Annotated in this window: 16 protein-coding genes and 5 tRNA genes; all 21 read left to right on the top strand. The window is 40.2% G+C overall.

Annotated features, from left to right (window positions below):
• Window positions 1–45 precede the first annotated feature (45 nt).
• Window positions 46–126: transfer RNA gene (locus HMPREF2795_RS04435), tRNA-Tyr, on the top strand.
• Between the two features lie 11 nt (window positions 127–137).
• Window positions 138–208: transfer RNA gene (locus tag HMPREF2795_RS04430), tRNA-Trp, on the top strand.
• 13 nt (window positions 209–221) lie between these two features.
• Window positions 222–294 (top strand) — tRNA-His (locus HMPREF2795_RS04425).
• Window positions 295–307: 13 nt separating this feature from the next.
• Window positions 308–379: transfer RNA gene (locus tag HMPREF2795_RS04420), tRNA-Gln, on the top strand.
• Between the two features lie 9 nt (window positions 380–388).
• Window positions 389–472: transfer RNA gene (locus tag HMPREF2795_RS04415), tRNA-Leu, on the top strand.
• A 158-nt stretch (window positions 473–630) separates the two neighbouring features.
• Window positions 631–1,782 (top strand): N-acetylglucosamine-6-phosphate deacetylase, encoded by a 1,152-nt coding sequence (nagA, locus tag HMPREF2795_RS04410; protein WP_001127315.1) that lies wholly within the window; start codon window positions 631–633, stop codon window positions 1,780–1,782.
• Window positions 1,783–1,921: 139 nt separating this feature from the next.
• A complete protein-coding gene (locus tag HMPREF2795_RS04405) occupies window positions 1,922–2,980 on the top strand; it encodes a zinc-dependent alcohol dehydrogenase family protein (protein WP_000649456.1) in 1,059 nt (352 codons plus the stop codon).
• Between the two features lie 137 nt (window positions 2,981–3,117).
• Window positions 3,118–3,495 carry a DUF1033 family protein gene (locus HMPREF2795_RS04400; RefSeq protein WP_007555701.1) on the top strand — a complete coding sequence of 126 codons (378 nt, stop codon included), beginning with the start codon at window positions 3,118–3,120 and terminating at the stop codon, window positions 3,493–3,495.
• Window positions 3,496–3,552: 57 nt separating this feature from the next.
• Entirely contained in the window at window positions 3,553–4,494 is a 942-nt protein-coding gene (gene comGA, locus HMPREF2795_RS04395) for a competence type IV pilus ATPase ComGA (protein ID WP_075228322.1), read from the top strand.
• Complete coding sequence (gene comGB, locus HMPREF2795_RS04390) at window positions 4,415–5,458, top strand: competence type IV pilus assembly protein ComGB (RefSeq protein ID WP_261675677.1); 1,044 nt, start codon at window positions 4,415–4,417, stop codon at window positions 5,456–5,458. Before comGA ends, comGB begins: the two co-directional genes overlap by 80 nt.
• Window positions 5,459–5,782, top strand: a complete 324-nt coding sequence (gene comGC / locus HMPREF2795_RS04385) for a competence type IV pilus major pilin ComGC (protein ID WP_000738601.1) — start codon at window positions 5,459–5,461, stop codon at window positions 5,780–5,782.
• The gene (gene comGD / locus HMPREF2795_RS04380) at window positions 5,745–6,179 is read left to right on the top strand and encodes a competence type IV pilus minor pilin ComGD (RefSeq protein ID WP_033586838.1); all 435 of its coding nucleotides are present in this window, start codon (window positions 5,745–5,747) and stop codon (window positions 6,177–6,179) included. Before comGC ends, comGD begins: the two co-directional genes overlap by 38 nt.
• Window positions 6,142–6,444: a competence type IV pilus minor pilin ComGE gene (gene comGE / locus HMPREF2795_RS04375; protein ID WP_000440497.1), complete on the top strand. Its 303-nt coding sequence runs from the start codon at window positions 6,142–6,144 to the stop codon at window positions 6,442–6,444. Before comGD ends, comGE begins: the two co-directional genes overlap by 38 nt.
• Window positions 6,407–6,868, top strand: a complete 462-nt coding sequence (gene comGF / locus HMPREF2795_RS04370) for a competence type IV pilus minor pilin ComGF (RefSeq protein ID WP_000421119.1) — start codon at window positions 6,407–6,409, stop codon at window positions 6,866–6,868. Before comGE ends, comGF begins: the two co-directional genes overlap by 38 nt.
• A complete protein-coding gene (comGG, locus tag HMPREF2795_RS04365; RefSeq protein WP_000265637.1) occupies window positions 6,846–7,280 on the top strand; it encodes a competence type IV pilus minor pilin ComGG in 435 nt (144 codons plus the stop codon). The genes comGF and comGG overlap by 23 nt, the downstream gene beginning before the upstream one ends.
• A 109-nt stretch (window positions 7,281–7,389) precedes the next feature.
• Window positions 7,390–8,091, top strand: coding sequence for a histidine phosphatase family protein (locus tag HMPREF2795_RS04360; RefSeq protein WP_045762724.1), 702 nt, complete (start codon window positions 7,390–7,392; stop codon window positions 8,089–8,091).
• A 191-nt stretch (window positions 8,092–8,282) separates the two neighbouring features.
• Complete coding sequence (locus HMPREF2795_RS04355; protein ID WP_000898795.1) at window positions 8,283–9,989, top strand: ABC transporter ATP-binding protein; 1,707 nt, start codon at window positions 8,283–8,285, stop codon at window positions 9,987–9,989.
• Window position 9,990: 1 nt separating this feature from the next.
• A complete protein-coding gene (locus HMPREF2795_RS04350; protein WP_075228321.1) occupies window positions 9,991–11,757 on the top strand; it encodes an ABC transporter ATP-binding protein in 1,767 nt (588 codons plus the stop codon).
• 289 nt (window positions 11,758–12,046) lie between these two features.
• A complete protein-coding gene (locus HMPREF2795_RS04345; protein ID WP_045614750.1) occupies window positions 12,047–12,736 on the top strand; it encodes a gamma-glutamyl-gamma-aminobutyrate hydrolase family protein in 690 nt (229 codons plus the stop codon).
• Between the two features lie 169 nt (window positions 12,737–12,905).
• Entirely contained in the window at window positions 12,906–14,255 is a 1,350-nt protein-coding gene (locus HMPREF2795_RS04340; RefSeq protein ID WP_000018249.1) for a glucose-6-phosphate isomerase, read from the top strand.
• A gap of 130 nt (window positions 14,256–14,385) precedes the next feature.
• A complete protein-coding gene (gltX, locus tag HMPREF2795_RS04335) occupies window positions 14,386–15,846 on the top strand; it encodes a glutamate--tRNA ligase (protein ID WP_075228320.1) in 1,461 nt (486 codons plus the stop codon).
• Window positions 15,847–15,976 lie beyond the last annotated feature (130 nt).

The raw sequence follows: 15,976 nt of genomic DNA, 5'->3' as shown, positions 1-15,976 counted from the left end.
CATGTGTCGGCGGTTCGATTCCGTCTCGCGCCATTTAAATATTTTGGAAGGGTAGCGAAGAGGCTAAACGCGGCGGACTGTAAATCCGCTCCTTCGGGTTCGGGGGTTCGAATCCCTCCCCTTCCATAACCTTAACTACGGGCATAGTTTAAAGGTAGAACTAAGGTCTCCAAAACCTTCAGTGTGGGTTCAATTCCTACTGCCCGTGTTTTAAAATTATGGCGGGTGTGGTGAAGTGGTTAACACACCAGATTGTGGCTCTGGCATGCGTGGGTTCGATCCCCATCACTCGCCTATTTTATATTATTGGGGTATAGCCAAGCGGTAAGGCAAGGGACTTTGACTCCCTCATGCGTTGGTTCGAATCCAGCTACCCCAGTTACTATTTGCCGGCGTGGCGGAATTGGCAGACGCGCTGGACTCAAAATCCAGTGTCCGCAAGGACGTGCCGGTTCGACCCCGGCCGCCGGTATAGTATTAAAGACAAGGTTTTTGGATCTTGTCTTTTTTGTTGAATAATTTATTAAAATTTCACTAAAAAAGGTCTATACCATTTACAAATTGTTTTGAAAGGTTTATAATGTAATTGACATAATAAATAGTAGATTATTTCTTAAGGGGGTTATCATTATGCCTAAGTATATTAAAGCTGATCAATTTTTCTATCCACATGGTATTCGTCGTGGAGGTTATTTGGAACTTATTGATGGTAAGTTTGGTAAGCATGTTGAAGAGATTTCTGGGGATGCTGAAATTTTAGATTATTCTGGTTATAGCATCGCACCTGGTCTCGTTGATACACATATTCACGGTTTTGGTGGTGTGGATGTTATGGATAATAATATCGAAGGTACACTTCATACGGTGAGTGAAGGTCTTCTTAGCACAGGTGTTACTAGTTTCCTACCAACTACACTAACTTCATCATACGAACAATTGCTGGCTGTTACTGAAAACATTGGTGCACGCTATCAAGAAGCATCTGGTGCTAAGATTCGTGGTATTTATTTTGAAGGACCTTACTTCACCGAAGAATTTAAGGGGGCTCAAAATCCTGCCTATATGAAAGATCCACGTATGGATGAGTTCCGCGCTTGGCAGAAGGCTGCTAATGGTCTTCTTAATAAAATTGCTCTTGCACCTGAACGTGATGGGGTTGAGGACTTTGTACGTACTATTACTGGTGAAGGTGTAACTGTTGCTCTGGGTCACTCTAATGCTACATTTGATGAAGCTAAAAAAGCTGTTGATGCCGGAGCTAGTGTATGGGTTCACGCCTATAATGGAATGCGTGGCTTAACACACCGCGAACTTGGAATGGTTGGTGCTATGTATGAGTTACCACATACTTATGCAGAATTGATTTGTGATGGTCATCACGTGGATCCTAAGGCTTGCGAAATTCTTCTTAAACAAAAGGGAACTGAAAATATTGCCCTTATCACTGACTGTATGACAGCAGGTGGTTTGCAAGATGGAGATTATATGTTAGGTGAATTTCCGGTTGTAGTTGCAAATGGAACTGCTCGCCTTAAATCTACAGGTAACTTGGCAGGATCCATTCTCAAACTTAAAGATGGTTTGAAAAATGTCGTTGAGTGGGGAATTGCAAATCCTCATGAGGCAGTCATGATGGCTAGTCTGAACCCAGCTAAATCAGTTCATATCGATGACGTCTGTGGACAAATTCGTGAAGGCTACGATGCAGACTTTATCGTGTTAGATAAAGATTTGGAATTAGTAGCAACTTATCTAGATGGTGAAAAACGTTATCAAGCATAATCTAAAAAGTAGAAACGATTTTCGTTTCTTCTTTTTTTAAATAAATTTGTTATTTATTTCACAAATTACTTGATTTTTATATTGAAAAGGCTTACAATCATGATATAAATAATACAAATAAAAAAGCGGAGGATTGCTTATGAAAGCTTATACTTACGTTAAACCAGGCCTTGCGTCATTTGTTGATGTTGACAAACCAGTTATTCGTAAGCCAACAGATGCTATTGTGCGTATCGTTAAGACTACTATTTGTGGTACAGACCTTCATATTATTAAAGGGGATGTTCCTGCTTGTAAGAGTGGAACTATCCTAGGACATGAAGGAATTGGTATTGTAGAGGAAGTCGGAGCAGGAGTTTCAAACTTCAAAAAGGGTGATAAGGTTTTGATTTCTTGCGTTTGTGCATGTGGCAAGTGTTACTATTGTAAAAAAGGAATCTATGCTCACTGTGAAGACGAGGGTGGATGGATTTTTGGACATTTGATTGACGGTATGCAAGCAGAATATCTTCGTGTGCCTCATGCTGATAATACTCTTTATCATACTCCAGCTGACTTGTCTGATGAAGCTTTGGTTATGTTATCTGATATCTTGCCAACTGGCTATGAAATTGGTGTCTTAAAAGGGAAAGTTGAGCCTGGTTGTAGTGTAGCTATCGTTGGTTCAGGGCCAGTTGGATTGGCAGCTCTCTTGACGGCACAATTCTATTCTCCAGCTAAATTGATTATGGTGGACCTAGACGATAATCGCTTGGATACTGCAGTTTCTTTCGGTGCTACTCATAAGATTAATTCTTCAGACCCTGAAAAAGCAATTCAAGAAATTTATGATTTGACAGATGGTCGAGGTGTAGATGTCGCTATTGAGGCGGTAGGAATTCCTGCAACGTTTGATCTCTGTCAAAAGATTATCGGTGTAGACGGAACAGTAGCCAACTGTGGTGTGCATGGTAAACCAGTTCAGTTTGATTTGGACACTCTTTGGATTCGTAACATTAATGTTACTACTGGATTGGTTTCTACCAATACAACTCCTCAGCTTTTGAAAGCCTTAGAAAGTCATAAAATTGAACCTGAAAAATTGGTAACTCATTATTTCAAACTTAGTGAAATAGAAAAGGCCTATGAAGTATTTAGTAAGGCCGCCGATCATCATGCGATTAAAGTGATTATTGAAAACGATATTTCAGAAGGCTAATCTTGTTTTTAAATCCAGTTATTCGTTTTTGAATAGCTGGATTTTTTGAAAATGTTATATAATTCGTGAAAATGAGCAAAATTCTTTCATTGTTCTCAAAATTTCGCTATAATATACGGTACAAAGGAAGTTAAACTATGTATCGAGTTATAAAAATGTACGGAGATTTTGAACCGTGGTGGTTTATAGAAGGCTGGGAAGACGACGTCATTGCGAGCAAAAAATTTGATAACTATTATGATGCTTTGAAATATTATAAGTCTTGTTGGTTTGAGTTAGAAAAGGAGATTCCCCTTTACAAAAGTAGAGGAGACTTGATGACTATTTTTTGGGATCCAGAAGATAAACGCTGGTGTGAAGAATGCGATGAATTTCTTCAGCAATATCATTCCTTGGCTTTGTTGGAAGATGGTCAAGTCATTCCTGATGAAAAATTTAGACCTGGTTACGAAAAGCAGACTGGTTTAGAAATCCACCGTACTTGTCGCATAAAAAAAGAAGAAACAACTTTTTAATGAAGTTGTTTCTTCTTTTTTATATTTTCTTCGAATAATAAGAATGAGGAGGAAGATATGGTACAAACACTTGCACAAGAATTGATTAGACTAGCTAAAAAACAAGGAGCTCAGGACATCTATTTTGTTCCTAAAGAAAAGTCTTATGAGCTACATATGCGAGTTGGAGATGAGAGACATTTGATTAACACCTATGACTTTGAAAAGTTGGGGGCTGTCATTAGTCATTTTAAGTTTATTGCGGGGATGAACGTTGGAGAAAAACGCCGTAGTCAGCTTGGTTCCTGTGATTATCAGCATGGAGACAAGGTTTCTTCATTACGTTTATCGACGGTGGGAGATTATCGTGGTCATGAGAGTCTAGTAATCCGACTTTTGCATGATCAAGAACAAGAGTTGCGCTTCTGGTTTCAGGACCTTATAGAACTGGAAAAGGGCTTTAGGCAACGCGGGCTTTATCTTTTTGCAGGCCCCGTAGGAAGTGGCAAAACTACTTTGATGCATGAATTAGCTAAGTCATTGTTTAAGGGACAACAGGTCATGTCCATTGAAGATCCAGTAGAAATTAAGCAAGAAGAAATGCTACAATTACAGCTCAATGAAGCTATCGGACTTAGCTATGAGAACTTGATAAAACTTTCCCTACGACATCGTCCAGATCTTTTAATCATTGGAGAAATTCGAGATAGTGAAACAGCCCGTGCCGTTGTACGAGCTAGTCTGACAGGTGTCACGGTATTCTCGACAATCCATGCCAAGAGTGTTCGTGGGGTTTATGAGCGCCTCTTAGAACTTGGTGTTAGTGAAGATGAACTTGCAGTTGTTTTACAAGGTGTTTGTTATCAGAGACTAATCGCAGGAGGAGGAATTATTGATTTTGCAAACAAAAATTACCAAGAACACCAGGCAGAAAAGTGGAATAGACAAATTGACCAGCTTCTTAAAGAAGGACATATCACTGCCCTTCAAGCTGAAACGGAGAAAATTAGCTACCAGTAAGCAGAAGAAAATCATCACACTCTTTAACAATTTATTTTCCAGTGGTTTTCATCTGGTAGAAATCATTTCCTTTTTAGATAGAAGTCTCTTGTTGGAAAAGGAATATGTATCGCAGATGCGTCTAGGGCTCTCTCAGGGAAAATCCTTCTCGGAAATGATGGGGACTTTAGGTTTTTCAAGTTCAATTGTCACGCAACTTTCCTTAGCTGAAGTTCATGGGAATCTTCATTTGAGTTTAGGGAAAATTGAGGAGTATCTTGATAATCTTGCTAAGGTCAAGAAAAAGTTAATCGAAGTTGCGACCTATCCAATCATTTTGTTAGCTTTCTTACTGCTCATTATGTTGGGGTTGCGAAATTATCTCTTGCCCCAACTGGATAGTAGTAACATAGCTACCTTAGTGATTAGCAACCTACCACAAATTTTTCTTGGGATTGTTCTAGCGTTAAGTCTAGCATCTTTAACGGGATTGGTCTTCTACAGAAAATCTAGGAAGATACAAGTCTTTTCTTTTCTAGCTAGAATCCCCTTTCTAGGTGTGTTTATTCAATATTATCTGACGGCCTATTATGCTCGGGAATGGGGCAATATGATTGGACAAGGTTTAGAGTTGTCACAGATTTTCCAGATGATGCAGGAGCAAGGCAATCCTCTTTTTAAGGAAATCGGACATGATTTATCCCTGTCCTTGCAAAATGGGTATGAATTTTCTATGGTTGTGCAGGATTATCCTTTTTTTAGAAGAGAGTTGGGACTAATCATTGAATATGGAGAGGTCAAGTCCAAGTTGGGGAGCGAATTGGAAATCTATGCGGAAAAAACTTGGGAGGCATTCTTTACTCGAGTTAATCGTACTATGAACTTAGTTCAACCCCTGGTCTTTATTTTTGTAGCTCTGCTAATCGTTTTATTGTACGCAGCTATGTTGCTGCCTATGTATCAAAATATGGAGGTAAATTTTTAGATGAAAAAAATGATGATAAAATTAAAAGAAGCTAAGGTAAAAGGGTTCACACTGGTAGAAATGCTAGTCGTATTGCTCATCATTAGTGTCCTACTCTTACTGTTTGTGCCAAACCTAACTAAGCAAAAGGATGCAGTGAATGACAAGGGGAAAGCAGCAGTCGTCAAGGTGGTAGAAAGCCAAGCTGAACTCTATACTCTAGATAAAAATGAGGATGCTAGTCTAAGTAAACTAGAGGCAGATGGACGCATCACTGCTGAGCAAGCAAAAGCCTATAAGGAATACCATGCAAAACAAAAGACAAGTCAAACAGTTGCGGATTAGGGCTTTTACTATGTTAGAAAGTTTATTGGTCTTAGGGATAGTCAGTCTGTTAGCCTTGGGTTTGTCAAGTTCAGTTCAATCAACTTTTGCGGCTGTGGAAGAACAAATTTTCTTTATGGAGTTTGAGGAACTTTATCGGGAAACTCAGAAGCGAAGTCTGGCTAGTCAGCAGAAGATCAACTTGATTTTGGAAGAGAGAAGTATTGGAAATGGCTATCAGAAATTAGCCATTCCAAAAGGAATTCAACTACAGTCCAATCAGTCAATCACCTTTGATAAGGCTGGAGGAAATTCGTCTCTTGCAAGTGTGAGATTTCAAACAAGGAAAGAAGTAGTTCGCTACCAACTATATCTAGGAAATGGAAAGATTAAACGTATTCAAGAAGCAAAAAATTAAGGCGGTTATTTTACTGGAGGCAGTGATTTCACTAGCTATTTTTGCCAGTATTGCAACCCTCTTGTTAGGGCAGATTCAAGAAAGTAGACGACAGGAAGCAAGACTATTAGAACGGGAAGAAGTTTTGCGAGTGGCTCGTATGGCTTTGCAGACTGGACAAAAGCAGTTGACTGTCAATGGGCTTACAGTTCATGTTGTCTCGAATGAGCGAGGTTTGGAGGTGTATCATGGAACTGAAAAATTACTGGCGATTCAAGATAAGTAGAGTCAGAGCTTTTACACTTTTAGAATCCCTGGTTGCTCTTATTGTGATTAGTGGGAGTTTGCTTCTTTTTCAATCTATGAGCCAACTCTTGGTTTCAGAAGTTCGCTACCAGCAGAAAAGTGAGCAAAAAGAATGGCTTTTATTTGTGGATCAGCTGGAAGCAGAGCTGAATCGAGCCCAATTTGAAAAAGTGGAGAATGATAGACTTTACCTCAAACAGGATGGGAACCCCATTTCCATGGGAAAATCAAAGTCAAATGATTTTAGAAAAACAGATGCCAGTGGACGTGGTTATCAACCCATGGTTTACGGTCTGAAATCAGCTCATATTTACAAAAACGGGCAAAATGTTCATTTTAATTTTCAGTTTGAAAAGGGACTAGAGAGGGAGTTCATCTATCGTGTGGAAAAAGAAAAAAGTTAGAGCTGGAGTTCTCCTTTACGCGGTTACTATTGCTGGAATTTTTAGTCTCTTGTTGCAGTTTTATCTAAATCGACAAGTGGCTCATCATCAGGATTATGCCCTCAATAAAGAAAAACTCCTTGCATTTGCAATGGCTGAGAGGACCTATGAAAAAGCTAGTTCTGAGAGTGGTCAGCAGTCATTTAATGCAGGAAAGACAACTTATCGTAATGACCAAAAGGGTTTTACAACGATTGTTGACACTGGGAAAAATCAATTTGAATTTCGTTTTCCACCTTTGAAAAAGACCGACGATAAGACGAAGAAAACAGAAAAAAAGTCAAAAGAAGAAAGCGAGAAGAAAAAAGAAGAGGTTAAAAAAGAGGCCACCGAGCCATCTAAAGTTGCTCCTTCAAAGAATAATAAGACATAGATTATCAGATTTATAAAATCTAGTTTAAGTGGTGATGTTGGACTCAGTGGGTTAGGACAAGGCTTTTGCACGAAATCATGCTATAATAGATACATATGGAGGACGGAAAATGTCAAGTGTAAAATTGTATCTAGTACGTCATGGGAAAACAATGTTTAATACGATTGGTCGTGCTCAAGGTTGGAGTGATACTCCACTGACAGCTGAAGGGGAACGAGGCATTCATGAATTGGGGATTGGCTTGCGTGAGTCTGGTTTAAGATTTGAGCGTGCTTATTCAAGCGACTCTGGGCGGACCATTCAGACTATGGGAATTATCCTTGAGGAACTAGGTTTAACAGGGCAAATTCCTTATCGTATGGATAAGCGAATCCGTGAATGGTGCTTTGGTAGTTTTGATGGTGCTTATGATGGGGACTTATTTATGGGGATTATTCCTCGTATTTTTAATGTCGATCATGTGCATCGTTTATCCTACGCGGAGCTAGCTGAAGGTCTGGTAGAAGTGGATACAGCAGGCTGGGCTGAAGGCTGGGAAAAACTAAGTGGGCGTATCTGGGAAGGTTTTGAAGCCATTGCTAAGGAAATGGAAGCTAATGGGGGAGGAAATGCTCTCGTAGTCAGCCATGGAATGACTATTGGAACCATTGTTTATTTAATCAACGGAATGCATCCACATGGCCTTGATAATGGAAGTGTGACGATTCTTGAGTACCAAGATGGTCAGTTCTCAGTCAAGATTGTTGGCGACCGTAGCTACCGTGAAATTGGACGAGCTAAGTTAGAAGAGCAAGCTAGTTCAAAACAATAAAAATTCTCTACTTAAATTAGAAGATGTTTTAGATGATTCAATAGAATGCTGATGTCGTCATTGCACAAGCTTGTAAGAGTTGAGTGCTTTGACAATAGCATTCTTTTTTGTTAGAATAGCATCAACATGAAAGCATAAGAAGGGACTGACAGAGTTGTCGTTCCCTTTTGTCTATCTTAGAAGGGGGAAATATGCTGTTTCAGAAAATAAAAGCCTATAAATGGCAGGCTCTAGCTTCCTTAATTATGACAGGTCTAATGGTAACGAGTTCACTCCTGCAACCGCGTTATTTGCAGGAAGTTTTGGAGGCACTGCTAACTGGTAATAATGAAGCTATTTATCATATTGGTTTTTGGTTAATCCTTGTTGCCTTGATTGGTTTGATTGCAGGTGGTATCAATGTTGTGTTAGCCGCCTATATTGCTCAAGGAGTTTCGTCAGACTTACGGGAAGATGCCTTTCGTAAGATTCAAACTTTTTCATACGCCAATATTGAGGAATTTAACGCAGGGAATCTTGTTGTTCGTATGACCAATGACATCAACCAGATTCAAAACGTCGTTATGATGACCTTCCAAATTCTCTTTCGACTACCACTTTTGTTTATCGGTTCCTTTATTCTAGCAGTTGTCACCCTACCTTCTCTATGGTGGGTGCTGGTTCTTATGGTCGTTTTGATCGTTGCTATGACAGGTCTTATGATGGGGATGATGGGACCACGCTTTGCAAAATTCCAGACCTTATTGGAGCGTATCAATGCCATTGCTAAAGAAAATTTACGTGGTGTGCGCGTGGTTAAGTCTTTTGTCCGAGAAAAAGATCAATTTAATAAGTTTACGCAAGTATCAGATGAATTGCTGGGAGAAAACCTTTATATTGGTTATGCCTTTTCTGTTATGCAACCTGCAATGATGTTGATTTCGTATGGGGCTGTTTTTCTCTCAATCTGGCTTGTAGCAGGTATGGCAGAGTCAGATCCATCAGTCGTTGGTTCCATTGCTTCATTTGTAAACTACTTGAGTCAGATTATCTTTACCATCGTTATGGTCGGATTTTTGGGGAATTCAGTCACTCGTGCCATGATTTCCCTCCGTCGTATTCGTGAAATCCTGGATACAGAACCGGCTATGACCTTCAAGGATGTGGAAGATGAAGAATTGGAAGGAAGTCTTAGTTTTGAAAATGTAACCTTCACCTATCCAAATGATGAAGAATCTATCCTAAAAGATGTATCCTTTGATATCGCAGCTGGTGAGATGGTTGGGGTTGTCGGAGCAACCGGTGCAGGTAAATCAACCTTGGCTCAGTTGATTCCACGACTGTTTGATCCTCAACAAGGTTCTATCAAGATTGGAGGAAAGGACATTCGGACAGTTAGTGAAGGGACGCTTCGCAAGACAGTCTCTATCGTCCTACAAAGAGCCATTCTCTTTAGTGGAACCATCGCAGATAATCTCAGACAAGGAAAGGGAGATGCAACAGTTTCAGAGATGGAACGCGCAGCTCGTATCGCCCAGGCGAGTGAATTTATTAGTCGTATGGACTTAGCCTTTGAAAGTCCGGTTGAGGAACGTGGAACCAACTTTTCTGGTGGACAAAAACAAAGGATGTCCATTGCGCGTGGGATTGTTAGTAATCCTAAGATTTTGATTTTTGATGATTCAACCTCCGCCCTTGATGCCAAATCAGAACGTTTGGTCCAAGAAGCCCTCAACAAGGACTTGAAGGGTACGACTACGATTATCATCGCGCAAAAAATTAGCTCTGTTGTTCATGCTGATAAAATTTTAGTGCTTGACCAAGGTCGTTTGATTGGTCAAGGTAAACACGCTGACTTGGTTGCAACAAACCCAGTCTATCGTGAAATTTACGAAACGCAAAAAGGAAAGGAGGAGTAGGATGAAGACATTTGAATTTTTTTGGAACTATTTTAAAGTTTACAAGATATCCTTTGTCGTTGTTATTGCTATGATTATCATTGCAACGGTAGCACAAGCCCTCTTTCCAGTATTTGCAGGTCAAACAGTCACAGAACTAGCCAATTTGGTTATAGCCTATCAAAATGGAAATTCAGATATGGTTTGGCAAAGTCTCTTGGGACTCCTAATTAATCTTGCTTATATTTTGATAGTTTTAGTAGTGTCGAGTCTCATCTATATGGTCTTGATGAGCAGGATTATTGCCGAATCAACAAATGAAATGCGTAAGGGACTTTTTGGCAAGCTTTCTCGCTTGACCGTCTCCTTCTTTGACCGCCATCAAGATGGTGATATCCTGTCACGTTTTACCAGTGATTTGGATAATATTCTCCAAGCTTTTAACGAAAGCCTGGTGTCTGTTATGACCAACATTGCCCTTTATATTGGCTTGCTGATTGTCATGTTTGCAAAAAATATCACCTTGGCTTTAATCACAATTGCCAGCACTCCAATAGCTGTTATCATGTTGTTCTTTATCCTGAAGCTAGCGCGGAAATATACCAACCTCCAACAAAAAGAAGTTGGGAAGCTCAATGCTTATATGGATGAGAGTATCTCTGGACAAAAAGCCGTTATCGTTCAAGGTATTCAAGAAGATGTGATTGCTGGTTTTGTCGAGCAGAATGAACGGGTTCGAAAGGCCACTTTCAAGGGCAGAATGTTTTCAGGAATTCTCTTTCCTGTTATGAACGGGATGAGCTTGGTCAATACAGCAGTAGTTATTTTTGTTGGTTCAGCTGTATTATTGAATGATCAGAGTATCGAGACAGCAACTGCACTTGGTTTGATTGTCATGTTTACTCAGTTTTCGCAACAGTATTACCAACCCATTATCCAATTAGCGGCGAGCTGGGGAAGTTTGCAACTAGCCTTTACAGGTGCAGACCGTATCCAAGAAATGTTTGATGCAGAGGAAGAAATTCGTCCTCAAGATGCTCCAGTCTTTAGCGAATTAAAAGATGGTGTGGAGATTTGTAACGTAGACTTCTCCTATCTCCCAGGGAAACCGATTTTGAAAGATGTTAGCATTTCAGCTCCAAAAGGGAAAATGATTGCGGTAGTTGGTCCGACAGGTTCAGGGAAAACAACCATTATGAACCTCATCAATCGTTTTTATGATGTGGATGCAGGTAGTATCAGCTTTGATGGAACAGATATTCGCGAGTTTGATTTAGACAGTTTGCGAAGTAAGGTGGGAATTGTTCTACAGGATTCTGTTTTGTTTAGTGGAACTATTCGGGACAACATTCGATTTGGTGTACCAGATGCCAGTCAGGAAATGGTAGAAGCAGCTGCTAAGGCTACGCATATCCATGACTACATCGAAAGCTTGCCAGATAAGTATGATACTTTGATTAATGATGACCAGAGCGTCTTCTCAACCGGTCAAAAACAGTTGATTTCTATTGCTCGTACCTTGATGACAGATCCACAGGTGTTAATCTTAGATGAGGCAACATCAAACGTTGATACTGTAACAGAAAGCAAGATTCAAAATGCCATGGAAGCTATCGTGGCAGGAAGAACTAGTTTTGTGATTGCCCATCGCTTAAAAACCATTCTCAATGCCGATCAGATTATTGTCCTTAAGGATGGTGAGGTTATCGAACAAGGAAATCATCACGAATTACTCAAGCTTGGAGGCTTTTACTCCGAACTGTATCACAATCAATTTGTCTTTGAATAATACTCTTCGAAAATCAAATTCAAACCACGTCAGCTTCGCCTTACCGTATATGTGTTACTGACTTCGTCAGTTCTATCCACAACCTCAAAACAGTGTTTTGAGCAACCTGCGGCTAGCTTCCTAGTTTGCTCTTTGATTTTCATTGAGTATAAGCAAAAAAGTTGTCCTAATTTTGGGCAACTTTTTCTGATAAAAAAATTTTATCACGGACTTAAAAAATACATATTAGACAGGAGTGGGGAAGGATGGTAAGATAAGATTATCAATGGAAAACGAAAGGAAATCAGTAATGGCAAGAACGGTTGTTGGAGTTGCAGCAAATCTATGTCCCGTGGACGCAGAAGGAAAAAATATTCATTCATCTGTTTCTTGTAAATTCGCTGAGAGTATTCGTCAGGTTGGCGGACTTCCTTTGGTGATTCCAGTTGGTGATGAGTCAGTTGTCCATGACTACGTAGAAATGATTGACAAGCTTATCTTGACTGGAGGGCAAAATGTCCATCCTCAGTTTTATGGTGAGGAAAAAACGATTGATAGCGATGATTATAACCTAGCTCGAGATGAGTTTGAGCTAGCTCTTCTACAAGAGGCCCTACGTCAGAACAAACCAATTTTAGCCATTTGCCGTGGTGTCCAGCTAGTTAACGTTGCCTTTGGTGGTACGCTCAATCAGGAGATTGAAGGTCATTGGCAAGGCCTACCTTTTGGGACTTCACATTCTATTGAGACAGTTGATGGAAGTGTTGTGTCAAAATTGTTTGGTAAAGAAAGTCAAGTTAATTCAGTCCACCGTCAGAGCATTAAAGACTTAGCTCCAAATTTTCGTGTGACGGCTGTGGATCCACGTGACCAAACTGTTGAAGCAATTGAATCCATTGATGAACACCGTATTATTGGTCTCCAGTGGCATCCAGAATTTCTGGTCAATGAAGAAGATGGCAACTTAGAATTATTTGAGTATTTATTGAATGAATTGTAACGACTAGAAGCCTAGTCGTTTTTTTATTCGTTGTTTACGAATATTTATAGAGTTGTATTTTTACGCAAACGTTTGAATTGTGATAAAAATTGGAAATTTTTAGTATAAAAACTTGAAAAAATTGTTAGTAAGCGTTATGATAGAAAAGAAGAAATTTTGGAGGAATACTATGTCACATATTAAATTTGATTATTCAAAAGTATTAGACAAATTTGTTGCACCACATGAAGTGGAGTACATGCAAGCACAAGTTACAGCAGCAGACGAATTGATCCGTAAAGGAACTGGTGCTGGTAGCGACTTCTTGGGTTGGTTGGACCTTCCTGAAAACTACGACCGCGAAGAATTTGACCGCATCTTGAAAGCTGCTGAGCAAATCAAATCAGACAGCGATGTTTTGGTCGTGATCGGTATCGGTGGATCATACCTTGGAGCGAAAGCAGCCATTGACTTCTTGAACCACCATTTTGCAAACTTGCAAACAAAAGAAGAACGCAAAGCGCCACAAATCCTTTACGCTGGAAACTCAATCTCATCAACTTACCTTGCTGACTTGGTAGAGTATGTTTCAGATAAAGACTTCTCAGTGAACGTGATTTCTAAATCTGGTACAACAACTGAACCAGCCATCGCTTTCCGTGTCTTTAAAGAACTCTTGGTTAAGAAATACGGTCAAGAAGAAGCTAACAAACGTATCTACGCAACTACTGACCGCCAAAAAGGTGCTGTTAAAGTTGAAGCAGATGCTAACGGTTGGGAAACGTTTGTAGTTCCAGACGATATCGGTGGACGCTTCTCAGTATTGACAGCAGTTGGATTGCTTCCAATTGCTGCATCAGGTGCAGACATCAAAGCCCTTATGGAAGGTGCTAACGCAGCTCGTAAAGATTACACTTCAGACAAACTTTCAGAAAACGAAGCTTACCAATATGCTGCAGTGCGTAACATCCTTTACCGTAAAGGCTATGCAACTGAAATCTTGGTAAACTACGAGCCATCACTTCAATACTTCTCAGAATGGTGGAAACAATTGGCTGGTGAGTCAGAAGGGAAAGACCAAAAAGGTATTTACCCAACTTCAGCTAACTTCTCAACAGACTTGCACTCATTGGGTCAATTTATCCAAGAAGGAACTCGTATCATGTTTGAAACAGTTGTCCGTGTTGACAAACCTCGTAAGAACGTGATCATCCCTACTTTGGAAGAAGACCTTGACGGACTTGGATACCTTCAAGGAAAAGACGTTGACTTCGTTAACAAAAAAGCGACTGACGGTGTTCTTCTTGCCCACACTGACGGTGACGTACCAAACATGTATGTGACTCTTCCTGAGCAAGATGCCTTCACTCTTGGCTACACAATCTACTTCTTCGAATTGGCCATTGCCCTTTCAGGTTACTTGAATGCGATTAACCCATTTGACCAACCAGGTGTTGAAGCATACAAACGCAATATGTTTGCCCTTCTTGGTAAACCAGGATTTGAAGAATTGAGCAAAGAACTCAACGCTCGTCTATAATAGAGCTGAAAAGAGTGGTTTTACCACTCTTTTTGCTTTTTCTCGAAAAGAGAAATTGGACTCTGGCAAGACTTGTGATATAATATAGAGAGCAAAAAGGCAGACGCCTAGAGACTTTATAGGAGAAGATATGTCAAAAGATATTCGTGTGCGTTATGCACCAAGTCCAACTGGACTACTACACATCGGAAATGCCCGTACAGCATTGTTTAACTACTTGTATGCACGCCATCATGGTGGAACTTTTATCATTCGTATCGAAGATACTGACCGTAAGCGCCACGTCGAAGACGGAGAACGTTCACAGCTTGAAAACCTTCGTTGGTTGGGCATGGATTGGGATGAAAGTCCAGAGACTCATGAAAACTACCGCCAATCAGAGCGTTTGGAACTCTATCAAAAATATATCGACCAATTGCTTGCTGAAGGGAAAGCCTACAAATCTTACGTCACTGAAGAAGAGTTGGCGGCTGAACGTGAACGCCAAGAAGCAGCCGGTGAAACACCTCGCTACATCAATGAATACCTTGGTATGAGTGAAGAGGAGAAAGCAGCTTACATCGCAGAACGTGAAGCAGCTGGTATCATTCCAACGGTTCGTTTAGCAGTCAATGAGTCTGGTATCTACAAATGGCATGATATGGTTAAAGGCGATATCGAATTTGAAGGTGGCAATATCGGTGGGGACTGGGTTATCCAAAAGAAAGATGGCTACCCAACTTACAACTTTGCCGTTGTGATCGATGACCACGACATGCAAATCTCTCACGTCATTCGTGGAGACGACCACATTGCTAACACACCAAAACAGCTTATGGTTTATGAAGCACTCGGATGGGAAGCGCCAGAATTTGGTCATATGACCTTGATTATCAACTCTGAAACTGGTAAGAAGTTGTCTAAACGTGATACCAATACTCTTCAGTTCATCGAAGACTATCGTAAGAAAGGTTACCTTCCAGAAGCAGTCTTTAACTTTATCGCCCTTCTTGGTTGGAATCCTGGTGGAGAAGACGAAATCTTCTCTCGTGAAGAACTCATCAAGCTCTTTGATGAAAACCGTCTCAGCAAGTCTCCAGCAGCCTTCGACCAAAAGAAAATGGACTGGATGAGCAATGAGTACATTAAGAATGCGGATCTTGAGACTATCTTTGAAATGGCAAAACCATTCCTTGAAGAAGCAGGACGTTTGACAGACAAGGCTAAAAAATTGGTGGAACTCTACAAACCACAAATGAAGTCAGTGGACGAAATCGTTCCATTGACAGACCTCTTCTTCTCAGACTTCCCAGAATTGACAGAAGCTGAACGAGAAGTCATGGCTGGTGAAACGGTGCCAACTGTACTTGAAGCCTTCAAAGCAAAACTTGAAGCCATGTCAGACGATGAGTTTGTGGTAGAAAATATCTTCCCACAAATCAAAGCAGTCCAAAAAGAAACTGGTATCAAAGGGAAAAACCTCTTCATGCCAATCCGTATCGCTGTTTCAGGTGAAATGCATGGTCCTGAATTGCCAGATACCATCTACTTGCTTGGACGTGAAAAATCAATCCAACACATTGAAAAAATGTTGGAAGAAATTGCGAAATAATCTGGCGAAATTAAATTTCCTTCTAGATATTTGTAGAAGTAAAATCTGAGAGAATCACCTGGTTCTCTCTTTTTTATGAACATAGTAAAATCTATTAAATGTATGAGAAAGGATACTTTTAGGAATCCCT

This window comes from Streptococcus sp. HMSC056C01, from assembly GCF_001811305.1.
GTDB lineage: Bacteria > Bacillota > Bacilli > Lactobacillales > Streptococcaceae > Streptococcus.
The sequence above is the reverse complement of the archived record's forward strand: the minus strand, read 5'-3'. Positions and strand labels throughout refer to the sequence as shown.